The 21,163-nt window shown below is 64.5% G+C and carries 17 protein-coding genes; 10 read left to right on the forward strand and 7 right to left on the reverse strand.

The window, feature by feature from the left end; translation table 11 throughout:
• The coding region (locus KBA48_RS25120; RefSeq protein ID WP_367273875.1) for a calcium-binding protein at positions 1-776 on the forward strand (776 nt) is incomplete at its 5' end.
• A 163-nt stretch (positions 777-939) separates the two neighbouring features.
• Here the strand turns inward: KBA48_RS25120 and KBA48_RS25125 are convergent.
• A complete protein-coding gene (locus KBA48_RS25125) occupies positions 940-1,605 on the reverse strand; it encodes a hypothetical protein (protein WP_292911452.1) in 666 nt (221 codons plus the stop codon).
• A gap of 200 nt (positions 1,606-1,805) precedes the next feature.
• Here KBA48_RS25125 and KBA48_RS25130 point away from each other — a divergent pair, with 200 nt between their 5' ends.
• Positions 1,806-2,147 (forward strand): XRE family transcriptional regulator, encoded by a 342-nt coding sequence (locus tag KBA48_RS25130; protein ID WP_292911453.1) that lies wholly within the window; start codon positions 1,806-1,808, stop codon positions 2,145-2,147.
• Positions 2,148-2,182: 35 nt separating this feature from the next.
• Positions 2,183-3,454 carry a hypothetical protein gene (locus KBA48_RS25135; protein ID WP_292911454.1) on the forward strand — a complete coding sequence of 424 codons (1,272 nt, stop codon included), beginning with the start codon at positions 2,183-2,185 and terminating at the stop codon, positions 3,452-3,454.
• 85 nt (positions 3,455-3,539) lie between these two features.
• On the opposite strand, the gene gatA is transcribed toward KBA48_RS25135, so the two are convergent.
• The gene (gene gatA / locus KBA48_RS25140; RefSeq protein WP_292911455.1) at positions 3,540-5,021 is read right to left on the reverse strand and encodes an Asp-tRNA(Asn)/Glu-tRNA(Gln) amidotransferase subunit GatA; all 1,482 of its coding nucleotides are present in this window, start codon (positions 5,019-5,021) and stop codon (positions 3,540-3,542) included.
• Complete coding sequence (gene gatC / locus KBA48_RS25145) at positions 5,021-5,323, reverse strand: Asp-tRNA(Asn)/Glu-tRNA(Gln) amidotransferase subunit GatC (protein ID WP_292911456.1); 303 nt, start codon at positions 5,321-5,323, stop codon at positions 5,021-5,023. The genes gatA and gatC overlap by 1 nt, the downstream gene beginning before the upstream one ends.
• Positions 5,324-5,420: 97 nt before the next feature.
• Between gatC and ruvX the strand changes: the two genes are divergently transcribed.
• Complete coding sequence (gene ruvX / locus KBA48_RS25150; protein ID WP_292911457.1) at positions 5,421-5,933, forward strand: Holliday junction resolvase RuvX; 513 nt, start codon at positions 5,421-5,423, stop codon at positions 5,931-5,933.
• 521 nt (positions 5,934-6,454) lie between these two features.
• Here ruvX and lpdA read toward each other — a convergent pair.
• Entirely contained in the window at positions 6,455-7,864 is a 1,410-nt protein-coding gene (gene lpdA / locus KBA48_RS25155; protein WP_292911458.1) for a dihydrolipoyl dehydrogenase, read from the reverse strand.
• A 307-nt stretch (positions 7,865-8,171) separates the two neighbouring features.
• On the opposite strand from lpdA, the gene KBA48_RS25160 reads away from it, so the two are divergent.
• Both KBA48_RS25160 and KBA48_RS25165 read left to right on the forward strand, forming a co-directional pair.
• Positions 8,172-9,593, forward strand: coding sequence for a methyl-accepting chemotaxis protein (locus KBA48_RS25160; protein ID WP_292911459.1), 1,422 nt, complete (start codon positions 8,172-8,174; stop codon positions 9,591-9,593).
• A 2-nt stretch (positions 9,594-9,595) separates the two neighbouring features.
• Entirely contained in the window at positions 9,596-9,916 is a 321-nt protein-coding gene (locus KBA48_RS25165) for a hypothetical protein (RefSeq protein ID WP_292911460.1), read from the forward strand.
• Between the two features lie 21 nt (positions 9,917-9,937).
• Here the strand turns inward: KBA48_RS25165 and KBA48_RS25170 are convergent, their stop codons facing one another.
• The 3 genes from KBA48_RS25170 to KBA48_RS25180 form a co-directional block, all read right to left on the reverse strand.
• Positions 9,938-11,341 (reverse strand): hypothetical protein, encoded by a 1,404-nt coding sequence (locus tag KBA48_RS25170; protein WP_292911461.1) that lies wholly within the window; start codon positions 11,339-11,341, stop codon positions 9,938-9,940.
• A 133-nt stretch (positions 11,342-11,474) separates the two neighbouring features.
• Positions 11,475-13,991 (reverse strand): penicillin-binding protein 1A, encoded by a 2,517-nt coding sequence (locus tag KBA48_RS25175; protein WP_292911462.1) that lies wholly within the window; start codon positions 13,989-13,991, stop codon positions 11,475-11,477.
• A 192-nt stretch (positions 13,992-14,183) separates the two neighbouring features.
• A complete protein-coding gene (locus tag KBA48_RS25180) occupies positions 14,184-15,332 on the reverse strand; it encodes an N-acetylmuramoyl-L-alanine amidase (protein WP_292911463.1) in 1,149 nt (382 codons plus the stop codon).
• 685 nt (positions 15,333-16,017) lie between these two features.
• Between KBA48_RS25180 and KBA48_RS25185 the strand changes: the two genes are divergently transcribed.
• The 4 genes from KBA48_RS25185 to KBA48_RS25200 form a co-directional block, all read left to right on the forward strand.
• Complete coding sequence (locus KBA48_RS25185) at positions 16,018-19,116, forward strand: ribonuclease E/G (protein ID WP_292911464.1); 3,099 nt, start codon at positions 16,018-16,020, stop codon at positions 19,114-19,116.
• Positions 19,117-19,338: 222 nt separating this feature from the next.
• Positions 19,339-20,073: an SDR family NAD(P)-dependent oxidoreductase gene (locus KBA48_RS25190; RefSeq protein WP_292911465.1), complete on the forward strand. Its 735-nt coding sequence runs from the start codon at positions 19,339-19,341 to the stop codon at positions 20,071-20,073.
• Positions 20,074-20,339: 266 nt separating this feature from the next.
• Complete coding sequence (locus tag KBA48_RS25195; RefSeq protein ID WP_292911466.1) at positions 20,340-20,969, forward strand: hypothetical protein; 630 nt, start codon at positions 20,340-20,342, stop codon at positions 20,967-20,969.
• On the forward strand, positions 20,966-21,163 hold a 198-nt coding region (locus KBA48_RS25200), incomplete at its 3' end, for a hypothetical protein (protein WP_292911467.1). The genes KBA48_RS25195 and KBA48_RS25200, both read left to right, overlap by 4 nt.

A 21,163-nucleotide genomic window follows, 5' to 3' on the forward strand; every position in this document is an offset into this window, starting at 1 on the left:
ATGACACGCTGCGCTGCGGTGACGGCAACGATCTGTTATTGGGGGGCGCGGGTGATGATCTGCTGCTCGGTGGCCCCGGTGACGATACGCTTGTGGGCGGTGCCGGCCGGGATACGCTGGACGGTGGCCCCGGCAACGACACGCTGGTGGTCGGTATTGATGATGTTGCCCATGGCGGCAGCGGCGCAGACCGTTTTGTCGTCACCGATAGCCTTGTCAGCCAGTGGGTTTCCCTGACCCAATCCGGACAGCATGTGGTTTTTGCCGACAATGTGAAGGATTTCAGCTTCACGGAGGGCGACCACCTGTCCTTCCTGCTCAAACGGTGGCAGGTGACGGTCGAACTGCTGAATACGGGTCGGCCGGTCCAGCCGCCTGCCGGTGCCGGTGACACGGAGAAATCCACGGGAGCGGTCGATAGTACCAGGGGAACCGACGAGGGTGGTGATCCAAACCGCATTGTCGAGGGTGGCGTCGGCAAAGGCGACGGTGATGACGATTTCGGCATCATGTCTGGCGCAAACGAAGCGGGAACCAGCCTGTTGCCCCCCGGCAAAGGGGTATGGCCCGGTTTCATTCAGCCCCCCGTCACCGAGGTTGAACTGGACACCGACAATGACGGGGTGATCGACACGGTCGTCACCTTGCGGCCCACGACACCGGAGGGGGAGGATTCTTCGGCCGGCACGGCAGGCGACCTCTCCGCCGATACGGGTACCGACCTTCTGGGACTGGCCGGCTTCCTGTCATCGAACAATCCGGATTACTGGGGCTGAGCGCCCCGCAACCGGTTGCGACGGACCGCCATCGCGTCCCATCCTGACCGATGGGTCGTTTCCTGCGGTCCGCCGCCCGGCCGTCAACAGCCTGTCAGACGCCATGACGGCCGGTTACTTGGCAGAAGGGGTGATATGGCCAACGGGCCATCCCCCCCTCTGATCAGATCCAGCCCGCGTTGAACCCGTCCAGCAGGACGCCGGTCAGGGTGGACGGATCGACAGCCAGACGGCCCGCATCCTCGATGGCGGGGAAGCTGATGGCCGACAGATCGGCCGGCGCCAGCGTCACAAACGACCCGTCCAGCAGGGTCAGCGTCATGCCGCCATCCCCGTTCAGGACGAAGGACTGGAAACCGAACCCCGTCGCGCTGACCAACTCGGTCGGCAGCAGGTTGTTCCAGTCGAAGGCCGGCAGGGCGATGGTGCCGATGGCCAGGGCGCTGAAATCGAAATCGAAGCTCAGCGGGCGGATCGCGAAGAAGTTCTCGTCGAAGATCGGCAGGATCGTGAACACACCATCATCACCGGGCATCGGGAACGGCAGAATGGTGAACTCACCTTCCCCGGCCGAGATCGGCTGAATGGTGATTTCGCCGTCGCCCGGCATGGGAAACGGCAGGATCGTGAACACACCGTCATCACCGGGCATCGGGAACGGCAGAATGGTGAACTCACCTTCCTCGGCCGAGATCGGCTGAATGGTGATTTCGCCATCGCCCGGCATGGGAAACGGCAGAATGGTCACTTCGCCCTCGGCCGGCACAAACGGCGAGCTGGTGATCTGGACATCGCCAACGGTCGGCGTGCCGCCATCAATCACATACATCGTGTTCTCCATGAGGAAGCTTTGTTGTGCGACCCGGCGGCATGTTGGGATTACCCCCTTTGCATCACCGTCGCATGTACAGTAATCTTGAAACTTGAATTTTCAGTCAAGCGTTTTTGAAACTATGACATATGAAATTCATTCTTGCGCATGTACCCCCCCTGTGCCAGCCTTTCAGCCGGTAAAGTGTGGAGGTGGTGATGAACACGGAACCGGAGCAGCGGGGCAGAACCCGTGGCGCGGACAACCCAAAGGCCAAGCTGACCAAGGAGTTACGCCGGCAGGCGGGCAAATGGCTGTCCGCGCGGCGCGAGGCGGCGGGCATCACCCAGGCGCAACTGGCCGAACAGGTCGGGTACCGCTACTACACATTTGTCAGCCAGGTGGAAGGCGGCCATGGCCGCGTGCCCTCGGAGCATTTCGAGCAATGGGCCGATTGCGTCGGCGTGCCGAGGCAGGATTTCGCCCGGCAGTTGCTGCGCTTCTATGAACCGGATGTCTATCGCCTGCTGTTCCCCGGCGACGCGTCCATACCCGCCTGAACCACCGGGTCGATGCGTTTTTGGGGAGGGCGCAGTTGGGCGAATTGTTGAATTTTATCCGGGCCATCCGCCAGACAGGCCAATGGACCAATCAGGAAAAGGCTGAACTGTTCCGGCTGACCGAGGCATTGTCGGCCGATAATGTCGAGATCGAGACAGCGGCGGGCATCAGCGATCAGGGCGATCCCTGGTTTGTCATCCACCATGCCGCCACCGGTGACGTGCTGGTCCATGTGGCCCGTATCGGCGGCAAATTTATCGTGCATGAGATGTCGCGCGACCTTCTGGTTGAAGGTGACAATCTGCGCCGGCTGCTGAACCGCGCGGCCGGTCATGATCTGTTCGACCAGGCACAGAATGTCGTGGTGCTGGCCGCCCTGGCCATGGTGGTCGATTTCTACCTGTCCACCGAACCGGCGGAAGCCGCGACCGCAGCGGACAGCCTGACCGATCCGGAACCGGCATTGATGATGCTGGCGGCGGCCCTTACGCTGCCGTCGGACCCGGCCGGCGGCCCGGATACGCATGCCCATCTTCGCCACCCGGATCCCGATGGCGACCGGCCGCATGGCATCGCCCTGGCCCTGCTGCCCCGGTCGGAGGAACCGTCCGACACGCTGACGATGGTTGCGCCCCTGCCGGCCCCCGATATCACGCCGGACCATGATGCCCCGCCCGCATCAACGGCCCCCATCCCGGATACTCCCCTTATACAGGCTCCGCCAGGCCTGACGCTGGTGGGGGGCGCCGGGAACGACACGCTGCATGGTGGTGACGGGCACGATCTGTTGATCGGCGGGGATGGCGACGACCTGCTGATCGGTGGCGCCGGCAATGACACATTGATTGGCGGGGATGGTCACGACACGCTGGTCGGCGGAGCAGGCGACGACGTGCTGGTCCTGGATACCCAGGACATCGCCTATGGCGGCGCCGGCGCCGATCGTTTCGTCATCACCGACAGCGTGGTCAGCCAATGGATGGTCGTGTCGGAAAATGGCGGCGCCGTAAACCTGCTGGATCAGGTCAAGGATTTTTCCCTGTCGGACGGGGATCGTCTGGTGTTCGCCACCAACGACTGGAGCGTCTCCATCCTGACGGGCGGCGCCGGCATCGAGTTGCCCCAGGATGATGGCCAGTTCACCGGAACCAGCATCGATATCGACATCGATGGTGATGGAGTGGTCGACACGACCTTGAATGTCGTCGGCAATCTCAGTCTGTCGCAACAGCCGGGGCGCCTGATGGCAATCGATCTGGCCAGCCTTCAGTCCCTGCTTTCTTCCGATACCGGCTACTGGGGTTAACAGCCCCACCCCGGAGCCGGGAAAGCAAAGGCCCCGCCGCTGACAAGCGACGGGGCCTTTGTGCCTTTGCAGGATTGCAGCCGGTTCAGCGGCAGAAGGGCGGCAGCGGCTGCGGGCCGGCGGCCTTTTCGATCACTTCCGCCACGCGCAGCAGCGTCTCCTCATCGAACGGACGCCCGATAAGCTGCAGGCCCAGCGGCAACCCGTCCGACGCAAGCCCCGCCGGCACCGACATGCCCGGCAGGCCGGCCAGCGAGGCAGGCACCGTGAACACGTCGTTCAGGTACATGGAAATCGGATCGTCCTGCTTTTCACCGATGGCGAAGGCCGTGCTGGGCGCCGTGGGCGTCAGCAGGATGTCGCAGCTCTCGAACGCCTTGGCAAAATCCTCGGCGATGCGGGCGCGCACCTTCTGGGCCTTCAGATAGTAGGCGTCGTAATAGCCGGCCGACAGCACATAGGTGCCGATCAGGATACGGCGGCGCACTTCCTTGCCGAAGCCCTCACCACGCGTATTCTCATACATCTCCGTCAGATCCTTGCCCTCGACCCGCAGGCCGAAGCGCACGCCATCATAACGTGCCAGGTTGGAGGAGCATTCGGCCGGGGCGACCACGTAATAGGTGGCCAGCGCGTACTTGGTGTGCGGCAGGCTGACCTCCACCGGCGTGGCGCCGGCCGCCTTCAGCCAGTCGATCCCCTGCTGCCACACGCGCTCTATCTCCGCCGGCATGCCATCGACACGGTATTCCTTGGGAATGCCGACGCGCAGGCCACGGATATCGCCGGTCAGCGAGGCCAGCAGGTCCGGCACCTTCATGTCGACGGACGTGCTGTCCTTCGGGTCGAAACCGGCCATGCTCTGCAGCATCAGGGCGGCATCGCGCACCGTCCGGGTCATCGGGCCCGCCTGGTCCAGCGAACTGGCAAAGGCGATGGTGCCCCAGCGGGAGCAGCGGCCATAGGTGGGCTTGAGACCCACAATGCCGGTGAAGCTGGCCGGCTGACGGATCGAACCACCCGTATCGGTGCCGGTGGCGGCAATGGCGAAACGGCCGGAGACCGACGCGGCGGAACCACCGGACGAACCACCGGGAACCAGCTTGCGCTCGGCGGCGGCCGGATCCTTGGCGGTCCAGGGGTTCAGCACCGGACCGTAATAGGACGTGATGTTGGCCGACCCCATGGCGAATTCGTCCAGGTTCAGCTTGCCCAGCATGACCGCACCGTCACGGAACAGGTTTTCCGTGATCGTGCTTTCATATTCCGGCTTGAACCCGTCCAGGATATGGCTGGCCGCGGTCGTCAGCACGCCCTTGGTGCAGAACAGGTCCTTGATGCCGAGCGGCATGCCGTCCAGCGGAAGGTTCGTCCCAGCGGCATAGCGCGCATCCGACGCCTTGGCCTGTTCCAGGGCCACGTCCGGCGTCTCCGTGATGAAGGCGTTCAGCGGACGTGCGGCCCCTACGGCGGCGATATAGGCGTTGGTCAGTTCCAGCGCCGTGAAATCCTTGTTCTTCAGCCCGGCCAGGGCATCCGACATGGAAAGATGGGTCAGGTTGGTCATTATTCGACGACCTTGGGCACGGAGAAGAAATGTTCGGCGGCGTCGGTGGCGTTGGACACGACCTTGTCGGGATAGCCCCCATCCGTCACCATGTCGGGGCGGCGGCGCAGAGTCTGGGCCGCGACGGAGGTCATCGGCTCCACCCCGTCGGTATCGACCTCGCCCAATTGCTCGACCCAGTCGAGCAGCTTGTTCAACTCACCCGCCAGGTGCTCCTGCTCCTCCGCGGGAACCTTGATGCGGGCAAGCCGGGCGATCTTCGCCACGGTCTTGGCGTCCAGGGTGGCCTTGTCCTGCGACATGGTGCTAAATCTCATCATTGCTGCGGGCACTCGCCCCAGCCGTCCGCCGAAATGGAAGACGCGGGCGCGAAAGCGGTCAGGAAGCTAGCATCCCATCATGTCCATCCGCAACCTTGTGGAACTGAAAGCGGTCATGCCGCGCCATGCACGCCTTATCGGGCTCGATATCGGCGAAAAAACCATCGGCATGGCGGTCTGCGACCCCGGTTTTTCCGTGGCCTCGCCCATCGGCACCATCCGGCGCACAAAATTCACGCAGGATGCACAGGAACTGGCCCGCGCCATGAAGGACCGCGACGTACGCGGCCTGGTCATTGGCCTGCCCGTCAACATGGATGGAACGGAAGGGCCCCGCTGTGAGTCGGTGCGCGAATTCGCCCGCAATCTGCTGATCCGGCCGGAGCTTCTTAGCAAGATTGAGCCGGAGATCGCCTTCTGGGATGAACGCCTGTCCACCAGCGCGGTCGACCGCATGATGATCGAATGGGACATGACCCGCAAACGCCGGGACGAGGTGGTGGACAAGATGGCCGCCGCCTACATCCTGCAGGGCGCGCTGGATTATCTGAAGAAGGCGGAGGAGCAGGACGAAGCAGACCTCGGCGCATAATGGACCCGTATCGCACGGGTATAATTGTGATATTGCACCTTTTATTATATATAAGCCATAATGACGCGAAGCTAAATCACACCTCACACAATGCCATGTCGAGTTCAGGAGCAAAGCGAAATGCCAGGGAACCCATACACGGGAAGACATGAGGCCGAATTTTTAAAATTTCTGCAGAACAATCACATACCGGAGATGCAAGTGACGTTTAACGGCATGCAACGGCGATTGAACGCCACGCTAGACGGATATGGACATATTATTCTGACCGATCCCCATAGCGGGAAAGGATTTGGTAGTATATCAGCCCATCGGTATGACTGCTTCCAGAACAATACAAACAGCTACGATAATTATATCGATATAAAGACACATCAATCAGTGCGCACATTACTAGGCATCTGAAGGGATCAGATCAGCCATCTCGACCGGGATGCGTTGTTCAACGGCACCGTATATTCGCAAAAAAGGCCGGAGCATCCCTGCCTCGGCCCTTCTCAACACACCTTACGGCACGCGGATCACATATGGATGGCGCGGCCATCCACGGCCAGTGCCGCTTCCTTGATGGCCTCGGTCAGGGTCGGGTGGGCGTGGCTGGTGCGGGCCACATCCTCGGCCGACGCACCAAACTCGATGGCCAGACCCAGTTCCTCGATCATCTCACCGGCCGACGCGCCGATGATGTGGGCGCCCAGGATGCGGTCCGTCTTGGCATCGGCCAGGATCTTCACGAAGCCATCGGTGGCGTTCATGGACCGGGCGCGGCCATTGGCGGTGAAGGGGAACTTGCCGGCCTTGTAGGCGACACCCTCGGCCTTCAACTGCTCTTCCGTCTTGCCGACCGACGCCACTTCCGGCCAGGTGTAGACGACGCCGGGAATAGCGTCATAGTTCACATGACCCGTCTGACCGGCCAGGATTTCGGCGAAGACCACGCCCTCTTCCTCGGCCTTGTGCGCCAGCATGGCGCCGGCCACCACGTCGCCGATGGCATAGATGCCGGGCACATTGGTCTGGAAATGATGATCGATCTTCACGCGGCGGCGTTCATCCAGCGCCACGCCCACGGCTTCCAGGCCCAGGCCGCCCGTGAAGGGACGGCGGCCGATGGCGACCAGGACGATATCGGCTTCCAGCGTTTCGGCATTGCCGCCGGCCGCCGCCTCGATCGACAGCTTCACCGTGCCACCCTCGGTCACGGCGGAGGTGACCTTGGTGGAGGTCTTGAAGGACATGCCCTGCTTGCCCAGGATGCGCTGCATCTGCTTGGACACTTCGCCATCCATGGTGGGCAGGATACGGTCGAAGAATTCGACCACGGTCACCTGTGCGCCCAGGCGCTGCCACACCGAGCCCAGTTCCAGGCCGATGACGCCGCCGCCGATGACGACCAGACGACCGGGCACCTTGTCCAGCGCGATGGCGCCGTCGGACGACACGATGGTCTTCTCGTCGATGGTGACGCCGGGCAACGGCGCAACGTCGGAACCGGTGGCGATCAGGATGTTCTTGGTCGCCACATCTTCCGTGCTGCCATCATCCTTGGTAACGGTGACGACACCGGCGGCCTTGATGGAACCCAGGCCCGTGAAGCGGGTGATCTTGTTCTTCTTGAACAGGAAATCCACGCCCGTGACGTTGGACTTCACCACTTCGTCCTTGTGCTTCATCAGGCCGGGCAGATCCAGCTCCACGCCGCTGACCTTCACGCCGAAGGCACCCAGATGATGCTTGGCCTCGCTGTACTTTTCAGAGGCGACCAGCAACGCCTTGGACGGGATGCAGCCGACATTCAGGCAGGTGCCGCCCAGCGTCTTGCGCTTTTCCACGACGGCCACGCGCATGCCCAACTGGGAAGCGCGAATGGCGGCAACATAGCCACCGGGACCGGCACCGATGACGACGAGGTCGAACTGCGTATCAGCCATTGGAATGACCATCCGTTATTGGGCAACCCCGTCCAGGGTCACGGGTTCTTGTCGGCGGATTTATGGCAATCCTGGGCGCCCATGTCCATCGCGCGCCCTTGGGGACAGATGCCGGTCATGCACATGGCTGGACATATCCAGCACCATGGACTGAAAAAAACGGAAAAATTACCGTCATGATCCGGAAATAATCGACCAAAGACCATATACCTTCGGACAGGAAAGGGTGAGATGATCCTCCATTGAACCAGAAGGCCGGGTTCCACCAAAAAGGGGAACGACAATGGCGCAGAAGTTGGGAGGAAACATGGATCACGCCGCTTCCTGGCGGGAGACCGCCACATCCACGCAGCGCACCCGCAACGCCATTGCCGAACTGGCACAGGAGGTCGGGACACTGGGCGTCGCCATCGCCGACGTCACCGGCCATGTGGGGGATGTGTCCACCCGCATCGCCCGACAGGCCGCCATTTTTGAGGAGTTGCGCCGTCAGGCGCACGAGATGGCGGACGGCAATACCCGTGTCACGAGCGCCGCATCCGCCGCCCGCGAGGTCACCATCCGTGCCCGGCGCGAAGTGGCCGAAAGCCGGTCACAGGTGGACCATGCCCTGGCCGACATCCGCGCCCTGGCGGAGGATGTGAACGGCATCGAAAGACAGCTTTCCGGCCTGACCGACGCGCTGAACCGTGTGGGCCGCGTCGCGGCGGAGATCAACACCATCGCCAAGCAGACCAACCTGCTGGCCCTGAACGCCACCATCGAGGCGGCGCGGGCGGGGGAGGCCGGGCGCGGCTTTGCCGTGGTCGCGACGGAGGTGAAGGCCCTGGCCAACAAGACGGCGGAGGCGACGCAGGAGATCGACGCCACCATGCGCGACCTGGGTGAACAGGTGAAGTCCCTGTCCGCCAGGGGGGCCGCCGGTGCCGCCAAGGCCACTGCCGTGCGTAACGACACGACCCGCATCGGCGATGTGATGAACACGCTGGACAAGGCTATGGCGGAGGTGGACGGCCAGCAGGACCAGATCGACCGCGCGGCCCGCGCCATCGCCGGCAGCATCGCCACTGTGGAAGGCCGTATCGACGGTCTGGCTGGCGACGTGAAGGACAGCGCCAGCAGCCTGACCGTGGCCGGCGACCGGCTGAACAAGCTGTTGACCACCTCGGAACGGCTGATCGGGCATTCGGCTGAACTGGACGTCGAAACGGTCGATACGCCCTATATCCGCACCGTGCGGGAGATCGCGTCCCGCATCGCCGCCGCCTTCGAACGCGCCGTGGCCGAGGGAACGCTGAGCGTCAGCGACCTGTTCGACGACAAGTACCAGCCCATCCCCGGCACCGACCCGGTACAGCATCGCACCCGCTTCACCGACCTGACCGACCGGTTGCTGCCCGATATCCAGGAACCGGCGCTGTCCCTGTCGGACAAGGTGGTGTTCTGCGCCGCCGTGGACCGCAATGGCTACCTGCCCACCCATAACCGCAAGTTCAGCCAAGCGCCGCGGCCGGGCGACGTGGCCTGGAACACCGCCAATTGCCGCAACCGCCGCATCTTCGATGACCGCGTGGGCATCGCCGCCGGGCGTAACACAGCGCCTTTCCTGCTGCAGGCCTATCGCCGCGACATGGGCAACGGCACCTTCACCCTGATGAAGGACTGCTCCGCCCCCATCATCGTGGCGGGCAAACATTGGGGTGCCGTGCGGCTGGCGTATCGGGTGTGAGGATGAGGACAGGCGTTTTAGAGACCAACCATCTGTCATTGCCCGAAGTGATGGCATGGTGCCTTGGCAAGGAAAAATTGCTGAAGAGTACAGGATTTGTCTGTGAAGTGAGGAAAAACTCTGATTGCGACAACACGTCCATCACAATTACTATGGATGGGAAGGGTTTGATGGCCGAATTGGTGATTTGGAGCGCTGGCAGCATTCATGCGGAAGCATTGCAATCCTCTACCGGCACCCGCTGGTATTTGAAAGATGCTGAAATCGAGGGTATGGCTTCGCTTGACGCCGAAACAGCTGCCTTTCTAAGCCTTCTCCTCTAGCGAGTCGGACTGTCACCGGCCCTACCGCCGCAACCGCCGCTCCAGGTCCGCCACCGCCTCCGCCTTGCCGAAGGCGCGGCACATCTCGATGATGGGGGCGATGTTGGCGGCGGTGGCGTGGCGGGCCTGCGGGGCCATCTCATGGCTGCGCAGATAACGGTCGATATCATCCACCGCCTTGTCGCCTAGGCGCATGCGCAGCTTGTGTGCGCGGTTGCCGCGTTCGCCGTTGTCGATCAGCAGCAGCAGTGCCGGATAGATGCCGGCCAGCGGCCCCAGCACCATAGTCGCCCGCATGCGCCTGTCCGCCGGCCCCATCAACACGTCGTGGAGCCAGTCCATCAGCGCCTCGCCCAGACGTTCGACACTGTCGAAACCCAGACGCCCGCGCAGCAGCGCCGTCAACCCATCCGCCCCCGCCCCTTCTGGGCCGAACAGCCGAATGCGGCGCAGACGCGTGACCAGACGGTTCAGCAGGAACACGCGGTCGGTCAGGTCCAGCAACACCTCCGCCGGCTGGATACGCGGGGGTCGCGCCAGCAAGGTGGCGACATCCGCCGCGATACTGTCCAACCGCTTGTGCAGCCATTGCAGCGCCAGACCCGACGGCTCCGTCATCGTGTCGAAATAGAAGGGAAAGGCATCGATGACATCCAAGGGGTTGAGCGTCATCTCGAACAGGTACAGGACGTAGAGATCGAACTGCGTATCCAGCAATTCGAAGACGCTGTACCAGTTGCTGTACAGCCGCAACGCGTGTACCTGATCGGACTGCCGGGCCTGCGCCTGCTGGAAATACCGTACATTGGGCATGACCAGCCGGTGCCATTTCAGCACCCGCGCCATGAACCGCACCACCGCCGTTTCCGCCGCCGACAGTTTCAGCCGGGTCGGGATATTGACGGCATTGTTCAGAATGAAGGCCGCCAGGTCCATCACCTGATGCGCAACCTGATCCAGCGCCATCTGGTCCCCGTCGAAACAGGCAGTCAGATGGTGACGACGCAACTGATCCACCAGATCGGCATTGGCCGCCTCCACCAGTTCCCATAAGGAACGCAGCAGACGGCGCGGCACGATCCAGGGTGCCCCCGGCACCACCTCCGTCTGATCGGTCAGGAACCGTTCCAGCGGGCGCCAGCACATGCGCTCCACCGACCCCACCCGTTCCGGCCGCAGGGTCCGAAGCCGTGGGCGCAGTGCCGACAGAAGGTCCGGCATCTCCCCTTCCAGCACGCCCTGGAATTCCAGCGACCGGGCCAGATGCATGACATCGGCATCCGACAGGGCCGTCAGGCCCCGGCGCAAAGCCTCGGCCCCGCCCGCAGTGCGGACAAGATGCAGACGGTTGAAGGAAAGCGGCGTGTTGGGATCGGCAGGCATGGATAGCGGGACGGTAAAAGGGCCGGCACTATACAAAGGCACCCGTCAGTGTCCAACAGGCAAAATAAAGATAAACAGGGTTAATGATTGGTTTAAGCCAAGAGATAGATCCCCCTATCTCTTGACACCGGAAGACAGGATTAAATCCGAATGCTGATGCGGCATTCGGACAGCGTCAGTAGACACCACCCGTGCCCGTGCCGACCGTGGGCTGCGGCTGTCCCTGGTTCGCCGTCCCGCCCGGCTGACCCTGGACAAACCCCGCCCCCGTATCCCCGCCATCCAACACGCCCTGTTGCCCCTTTGGCTCGGTGCCGGGGATGAAACCTTCCCAGATGGCGTTGCGCTGACCGGGGCTGGCCGGCCGCCCCGTTTCCGGATCGACGCGGACCAGTTGCAGGCCCGGCGGCACGCGGAACGGCGTGGCCGGCGCATCCTTCAACGCGGCCGACATGAAATCCTTCACGATCGGCACGGCAATGGTCGATCCGCTTTCGTGATCACCCATGGAACGCGGCTGGTCATAGCCCACGAACACCCCAACGGCCAGATCGGGGGAGAAGCCCACGAACCAGGCGTCCATGGCGTCATTGGTGGTGCCCGTCTTGCCGGCCAGCGGCTTGCCGATCTCCCGCAGCTTGGCCCCCGTCCCCCGCTGCACCACGCCTTCCAGCATGGACACGATCTGGTAGACCGTGCGCGGATCGGCGATCTGTTCGCGCGTGTCGGGGATCAGGGGCAGATTGGCGGGATCGGCCGCAAGGACCGGCTCGTCCGGCGTCGGGGCCGGAGCCGGCACGGGCACCGCACCGGTCGGAAGCGGGGCCGGCAACGCCGTCTGGCACCCCGCACAATCCCGCATGTCGTGGCGATAGACAGTCTTGCCGGCCTTGTCCTGCACCCGGTCGATGAAGCTGGGTTCGATCTTGCGCCCGCCATTGACCAGCATGGAATAGGCGGCCGTGAGGCGCAGGACCGTGGTTTCACCGGCCCCCAGCGCCATGGACAGGGTCGGCTGCAGGTCATTCTTGATGCCGAAGCGGCGGGCCACGTCGACGATGGGTTCCATGCCGATATACTGGGCCAGGCGCACCGTCATGACGTTGCGCGACTTCTCGATACCGACGCGCAGGGGCGTGGGGCCGTAATATTTTTCGGTATAGTTGGACGGCTTCCACTTGCCCAGGCCCGCCCCCTGGTCCAGCGCGAACGGCGCATCCAGGACCAGCGTGCTGGGGGTAAAACCCTGGTCCAGGGCCGCCAGATAGACAAACGGCTTGAAGGCCGAACCCGGCTGGCGATAGGCCTGGGTGGCGCGGTTGAACACGCTGATCCGGGCACTGAACCCGCCCGACATGGCCAGAACGCGGCCCGTATGCGGGTCCATGGCGACCAGCGCGCCCTGCACCTCGGGGATCTGGCGCAGCGCCAGCGTGCGCGCCTTGTCGTCCAGCGGTTCCACCAGCACGACCTCACCCGGCGCCAGCGCGTCGGACGCCTTCTGGATGCTGGGGCCGACAAATTTGCCGTCCTTGACCTTGCGCGCCCATTTCAGTTCCGACAGGGGGATCTGCCCCGTCGACCCGTCGGCCAGCCCGACCTCCACCGCGTCGGCCCCGGTCGACAGCACGACGGCCAGATCCCATTCCTCCCCACCGGGCGGGGTGCGCACATCCTCCAACTGCTCCTGCCAGCCCTCCAGGCTGTCGAAGCGGGTGATGGCGCCACGCCAGCCATCGCGGCGATCATAGGCCAGCAAACCATTGCGCAGGGCCGTTGACGCGGCCGCCTGGATATCGGGGTCCAGCGTGGTGCGCACCGACAGGCCTCCGGCATAGAGCGTCTGCTCGCCGTAAAGCTTGGCCAGCTCGCGCCGCACCTCCTCGACGAAATATTCGGCGCGGACATTGCTGTCGCTGGAGCGGTCGGCAAAATTCAACGGCTCGGCCCGTGCGGCCTCCGCCTCCTCCCGGCTGATATAGCCATCCTCCTGCATGCGGCCGATGACATAGTTGCGGCGCGCAATGGCGGCGTCGCGATGGCGTTCGCGGTAATACCGGTCCGGCGCCTTGGGCAGGCTGGCCAGGAACGCGGCCTCGGCCACCGTCAGTTCATCCAGCGACTTGTTGAAATAGTTGAGCGCCGCGGCCCCCACGCCATAGGCCCGATTCCCTAAGAAAATCTCGTTCATATAGATTTCGATGATCTTGTCCTTGCCCATCGCATCCTCGATGCGGCCGGACAGGATGGCCTCCTTGATCTTGCGGACGTAGGAGACCTCGTTCGACAAGAGGAAGATGCGCGTCACCTGCTGGGTGATAGTGCTGGCGCCGATGGGGCGGCGGCCCTGGCCGATATTCTTCACATTCTGAAGCTGCGCGCGCAGCACCGCGAACCAGTCCACCCCGTGGTGGGTGTAGAAATTCTGGTCCTCGGCGGAGATGAAGGCGTTGGTGACGCGCTTCGGAATGGCGGCGAAGGGCACGAAGACACGCCGTTCGCTGGCGAATTCCGCCACCAGACGGCCGTCGCCGGCATGCACACGGGTGGCGACGGAGGGATTGTAATTGGCCAGCGTCGTATGGTCGGGCAGGTCCTTGCTGAAATAGACCCAGGCACCCCCGGCGGCGGCCATGCCCAGCACACCGAGCGAGACACCGGCGATAGCTAAGCCCTTCACGACGCGATTCATAATTCCAACCCCTGATGGCCCCGGACGGGACCGCATAGAACCATGCCGACACCCGCGACGGGGCGGGCGCCGTTAAGCCATTATATCATCGGTCAAAATGTCTGACCGATGATATCCGTGCCGACTGGCCCGGCGGCGGCCCGTGCCGCCGGCCGCTGATATTAGTACAAGATGGCGCTGATTATGTCGCGGTCATGACCGCGGCGGCACCGCGTTGCCGGTAAAGTAGCCATCCACGGCACGCAGCAGTGACCCGGCCATGCGTTTGCGATGCGCGTCGCTGCCCAGCAGCTTGGCATCCTGACTGTGCGACAGATACCCCATCTCCACCAGGACCGCCGGCACGTCGGGGGCGGTCAGCACGGCAAAGCCGGCAGAGCGCATCGGGCCGGGCAGCACCGCGATCTTGGGGTCCAGGTTCTTCAGCAGCAGCGAGGCGAAGCGCCGCGACCGGTTCAGGGCGTCGCGTTGCGACATGCCGATCAGGATGCTGGCGATATCGGCCGACTGCACCGACAGGTCCAGGCCGACGATGGCGTCGGACTGATTCTCCCGCTGGGCCAGCATTTCCGCTTCTCGGTCCGACGCCTTGTCCGACAGGGTATAGACGGACAGGCCCCGCACCTGCTTGGACGTAATGCTGTCGGCATGCAGGGAGATGAACAGGTCCGCCCCCTTGGCCCGCGCGATGCCGGGACGGTCGCGCAGGGGGATGTAGGTGTCACTGTCGCGGGTCAGGGCAACACGATAGCGGCCGGTGGCCAGCAATTGCCGGCGCAGTTCCTTCGCCATGGCCAGGGTGATGTCCTTTTCATAGCCGCCCCCCACCGCGATGGCACCGGGATCCTGCCCCCCATGGCCGGGGTCGATGACGATCATGGGCAGGGTCGGCTTGGGCTTTTCCGCCGGCACGGGCGGGTTCATGGTGCTGACGCTGGCCGGCGTCAACACGGCGCCCCGCCCCGCCCGGCCAGCGGCCAGATCCATGACGAAGCGCGGCGGCATGCCGTCACGCGGCGGGATCACCTCCGCCAGAAGCACACGGACCGGGCCGGTGGTGGACAGCACCAGACGCAGATGCCCCGCCTTCATCCCCGGCCGGACGGCGACGGCGCGCACCAGCCCCTTGGCCGCCGGCAGGGCGGCATCCAATGCCGCCTCCATCTCCACCACAACGCCATTGGCGTCGGGCAGGATGCTGAACGGGGCATCACGGCTCAGTTCCAGGACAAAGCGGGTCTTGTCACCATGGTCACCCAGGCGGGCCGCACCGATACGGGCAGGTTCCGGCATGACACGGGCCGACGCGACGGAGGCGGTCTGCACCGGGGTCTGCGCCATCGCCGCAGAAGCCATGGCAAGGCACAGCCACGCCGCCGCCAAAAGCGCACAGGCCCTTGACGCCAACCCAGTGACCCGGCCCCGGATTGCCTCCTTCTGCGGCACGTTTGCCCTTCCCCCTTCGGGCGAATCGATGAACAAGAAACGGACGAAAATACTATATGCCGGGAAAATCAGTGACTTCAACGGCCATCATCATCCATGACCTGAATTGTGGCCGAACCCCAACCCCGGCCGGGCGGGAATCGGCCAGAACAATCGCTTCGGTCGCGATTCTATCGTTGTGGAATGGGGTGCGGAATGTTTATGGTGACAATCGCGACAGACCGCGCTTCGCCAGGGCCCTGAAACGGGCATCGGCGTCGCCCTTGGGGACCCGCCGCCGGCCATATTGCCGGCTTGGTCATGCCCCCTGGATGTGACGCCCCACGGGTTCGACCCCAACGGGGCGCGGTGTAGTGGAAACCTTGGGGCTGGCCTGTTCGGTTCATCCGATGCAGGCCCGGCACCGGCGATGGTCCATCCTGGCTGCTTCCGCCTTATCCCCATCGGGGCCTTGGCGGCAGGCGCTGTTCGATGACCCTCCCCGCCGGTGACGACAAGTCCCTCACCGCAATGGTGGCAGGGCCCGCTCTCCGTCCCGTCGCGCGGAAGGGCGGTCGTTCTGACCACGGGGAAGACATATATGGCCAAGCGTATGCTTGTCGATGCCACGCATCCGGAGGAAACCCGGGTCGTTGTGGTCAATGGTAACCGCCTGGAAGAGCTTGATTTCGAGATCGCCTCCAGGAAGCAGCTCAAGGGCAACATCTTTCTGGCCCGCGTGATCCGGGTCGAGCCCTCGCTCCAGGCGGCGTTTGTGGAGTATGGCGGCAACCGCCACGGCTTCCTCGCCTTTTCCGAAATCCACCCCGATTATTACCGCATTCCGGTCGCCGACCGCGAGGCGCTGCTGCGTGAGCAGCAGGAGCTGGCGGAGGAGCGCGAGGCCCGCGCCGAACAGGGCGAGGACCTGGACGATAACGGCCATGTCGAGGATGCCCCGCCCGCACCGCCGCCCGAAGAGATCGGCGGCGCCGCCCCCGCCCCCATCGAGGCCGAGGATGCCGGCGAGCCGGCGACGGCCGATGCAGCTACCGACATTGTGGAGACCGGGGACGCCGACGGCGTGCCGGCCGAGGATCTGCATGCCGGCGGCGACGCCGATGGCGAAACGGCCGATGTCGGCGAAGCCGGCTCCCCCTTCGTTCATTCGTCGGGCCGTGAGCGGCCGCGCCGTTATCGTCCCCAGCCCGCGCAGGTCGAAGGCAGTGAGGACAGCGTCGAGGAAGAGGTTGAGGAACGGCCCTACCAGCCGCAGCAGCAGCGCCGCCGTCCCCTGAAATCCTACAAGATCCAGGAAGTCATCAAGCGCCGCCAGATTTTGCTGGTTCAGGTGACCAAGGAAGAGCGTGGCAACAAGGGTGCGGCGCTGACGACCTATCTGTCGTTGCCCGGCCGCTATGCCGTGCTGATGCCCAACACGCCGCGCGGCGGCGGTATCAGCCGCAAGATCACCAACCCGGCCGATCGCAAGCGCCTGAAGGAGATGCTGGAGGATTTCGACATTCCGCCCGGCATGTCGGTCATCCTGCGCACGGCCGGCATCGAACGGTCGAAGCCGGAAATCCGCCGCGACCTTGAATATCTGATGCGTCTGTGGGACAGCATCCGCGAGACGACGCTGCAATCCGTCGCCCCGGCGCTGATCTATGAGGAAGCGAACCTCATCAAGCGCACCATCCGCGACCTTTATTCCAGCGACATCGACGAAGTGCATGTCGAGGGTGAGGCCGGGTACCGCGTGGCCAAGGACTTCATGCGGATGCTGATGCCCAGCCACGCCAAGAAGATCCAGCTTTATAACGACCCGTCGATCCCGCTGTACCACCGGTTCCAGGTGGAAGGCGCCATCGAGACGATGTTTAACCCCATCGTGCAGTTGCGGTCGGGCGGCTATATCGTCATCAACCAGACGGAAGCGCTGGTCGCCATCGACGTCAATTCGGGCCGTTCCACCAAGGAACGCAACATCGAAGAGACGGCGCTGCGCACCAATCTGGAGGCGGCCGAGGAAGTGGCCCGCCAATTGCGCCTGCGCGATCTGGCCGGTCTGGTCGTTGTCGACTTCATCGACATGGAAGACCCGCGCAACAATGCGGCCGTTGAAAAGCGTCTGAAGGACGCCATGAAGGCGGACCGTGCGCGCATCCAGTTGGGCCGCATTTCCGCCTTCGGCCTGCTGGAATTGTCGCGTCAGCGGCTGCGCCCGTCGCTGCAGGAAATCAACTTCGAACGCTGCCCGCATTGCCAGGGCACCGGCATGGTCCGCAGCCTGGAGAGCGCCGCTCTCGCGGTTCTGCGCGCCGTCGAGGAAGAAGGCATCCGCAAGCGGTCGGCCGAGATCACGGTCACCTGCGCCAGCCATGTCACGCTCTATATCCTGAATCACAAGCGCGAGGCGCTGGCGGATATCGAACGGCGCCATGGGCTGCGGGTCTACCTGCAGGCCGATGACAAGATGATCGGCCCCAGCCACCATATCGAGCGCATCCGCGCCCGCACCGCCGCCGACGAGGTGGTGGCAGCGGCACCGGTCAATGCCGAGCGGGTGATGGCACAAACCGAGCGCGCCATCGAAATCGAGGAAGCCGAGGCCGAGCCGCCGGTGGTGGAGATTGAGGTCGCGGAGGAGGAAGAGGAAGCCAAGCCCGCTGCGCGCTTCGAAGCCCGTGGCGACCGGGATGGCGACCGTGGCCGTCGTCGCCGCCGTCGCCGCCGTCGCGGGGAACGCGGCGAGAATGGCACCACGACCGAGGCTGGCGAGGCCGAGGCCGAGGATGAGGGTGAAGGCGAGGAAGCCGACGCCCCCGTCGAAGGCACCACCGAAGAGGTGGCCGAGGCCGCCGCACCCGAAGCTCCCGCCGCTGCTGCTGTCGGTGGCGAGGATGACGAGTCCGCCCGCGCCCGCAAGCGCCGTCGCGGCAAGCGGGGCGGTCGTCGGCGGCTTCGCCGTGGTGAAGAGGGCGCTGGCACGGATGAGGCCGGTGACGAGGGTGAGGATGAAGGCGACGATGAGGGTGAGGGCGAAGACACCCAAGCCACCGTCGCGGCCGACGCCGTCGCCGAAACCGTGCCTGAGCCTGTGGTGGAAGCCGCAGCCGAGCCGGCACCCGTCGTGACCGAGGAAGCCCCCGCCGCACCGGCGGAGGAAGCCCCGGCCCCGAAGAAGCGCGCGACCCGCAGCCGCAAGAAGGTCGCGGAAGCCGAAGCCGCACCGGCCGAAGCTGCCGCCCCCGTCGAACCGGCACCCGTCGTGATCGAGATCGAGGAAGCCCCCGCCGCGCCGGCGGAGGAAGCCCCGGCCCCGAAGAAGCGTGCAACCCGCAGCCGCAAGAAGGTCGCGGAAGCCGAAGCCGCACCGGCCGAAGCAGCCGCCCCCGTCGAACCGGCACCCGTCGTGATCGAGATCGAGGAAGCCCCCGCCGCGCCGGCGGAGGAAGCCCCGGCCCCGAAGAAGCGCGCCACCCGCAGCCGCAAGAAGGTCGCGGAAGCCGAGGTCGCCCCCACCGAGACCGTGACAGAGGCCGTGGCTGAAACCCCGGCCCCGGTGGCGGAAGCGCCGGTGGTGGAAACGACGGCCCAGCCTGCCGCTGAAGCCGTACCGACCCCGGCCACCGCCGCAACCGAGGTGAACCCGCCGACGGAAAAGCCCAAGCGCGGCTGGTGGAGCCGCAAGCCGTAAGGTTTGTTGCGTACCCGTGATGAAATGGGGAGGTGTTTAGGCACCTCCCCATTTTCATTTCGGCTCCACAATGACATGACTCGCAGCCGACGAGGGGGCATCCGGCGACTGACGCGCATGATATAATGCGCCTCTGCCTGCCGCGACCTACGGCCGCTGCCACTTTCCCCCGACGCCCGAATGCGCTAAGCAACCGCGCGTTCCAGATCACAGAGACCCGCCATGACCGGTTCCCCTTCCCTTTCCTCCCCGCGCCTGTCCGGCCGTGTCGCCCTTGTTACCGGCGCGTCGCGCGGGATCGGTGCTGCCGTGGCCGAGCAACTGGCGCGTGAAGGCGCGCATGTCGTGCTGCTGGCCCGCACGCTGGGTGCGCTGGAGGAACTGGACGACCGCGTGAAGGCATTGGGCGGGGCCGCCACCATCATCCCCCAGGACCTGATGGATAGTGCGAAGCTGGATAGTCTGGGGCCGGCTCTCTATGAACGGTTCGGCCGTCTGGACATCCTGGTCCATGCCGCCGGCCAGTTGGGCACGCTGGGTCCCATCGCCCATTCCGATCCCAAGGACTGGGACCGCGTGATGGGCGTATCGATCGCGGCCGCCATGCGGCTGATCCGGACCACTGACCCGCTGCTGCGCCTGTCGGATGCCGGCCGCGCCCTGTTCCTGACCGACCGCGTCGGGCGCGAGCCCACGGCCTACTGGTCGGCCTATGCGGCATCCAAGGCGGCGCTGGACATGATGGCCCGCACCTGGGCGGCGGAAACGCTGAACACCAACCTGCGCATCAATCTGGTCGATCCCGGCCCCGTGGCGACATCGCTGCGTGCTAAGGCCTTCCCCGGCGAAGATCCCGCCAGCCTGCCGACCCCGGCCGACATTGCCCGGTCGATCGTGGAGTTCGCGGTACCCGCCTGCGCCCTGCATGGCGAACTGATCGATCTGCGCACGGCGTGACCATGGTCACAGCGGCGAGGGGAAGACGGGCGTAGGGTCTGATCACTGACCGTTCCCCGTTCAGTGGTCGGATGGGTTCCATCCCTTTTCCCATCCCGCCGACGACCCCGCCTTGAACCCGCCGCCCCGCCCCGGGCTGGCGGGTTTTCTTTTTGGTCGGTCAAGCCGGCGATGCCGGCCATCCAACAATTCCTTCCGCCCTGGCACGGCTTCGGCGTATAGTTTTCGACCGGCTTTGGCCGTCACGGGGGTCGGTGCCGTCACAGATGATCGAAAAACTTACCGAAGCCGCGATCGCTTTCTTCGTGATCTCGGGTCTCGCCTATTTGCTGGGGATGGGCATCGCGGCCGCGGCGGAAAACGCCGTGCGCAAGCGCCAGGAAGGTGTCGGCCTGGACAACCGTCTGCAAAAGCTGATGATCCTGGCGCAGCGCCTGGAACAGCGCAAAGACAAGATGCTGCCCCTTCTGGTCAAGCTTGACGCCCAGGTGAAATCGGCCCGGCGCCGCCATTACATGGTCAACAAGAAGATCATGGACATGAAAATCGCGCGCTCGCAATTGATGCGTGTCCTGGGGGAAGAGGACGGGTTTCTGCGGGCGGAGCGTCCGGCCCGCAAATTCATCGCCCATGTGGTGAACCGGCATGTCCAGCGGGCACAGATGGAACAGAAGGAACATCCGTTCCTGTCCCGGGCCTGGGCACGCACACAGCAGGTGGTGATCTGGGCCCCCACGATCGGTGACGCCAAACTTCTGGCGGAGAAGTCCTTTCCCCCGGCCACCGGCTTCTTCATCGCCGAAATCAGCGAACCGCAGAGCGAGGCGGATGAATTGACGGCGCTGGAGAATGCCGAAATGGCCGCGCTGGCCGAGGAAGGGGCGCAACCGCGATGATCCTGGACCGGCTGTTCGACCTGCTGCCCCTGATGTTCGGCATCCTGGGCGGCGGGGTGGTCGCCTTGCAGATGGTGGCCCACACGCGCCAGCGCCTGCGCCGTGCCCGCAAGCTGCATGAAGGACAGCAAGTGCGCGTCGGCACGGCCAGCCGCGGGATGCGTGAGCGGGCGTCCGGTACCCTGGCCCTGCGC

This window comes from Niveispirillum sp. (assembly GCF_017996735.1).
Lineage (GTDB): Bacteria > Pseudomonadota > Alphaproteobacteria > Azospirillales > Azospirillaceae > Niveispirillum.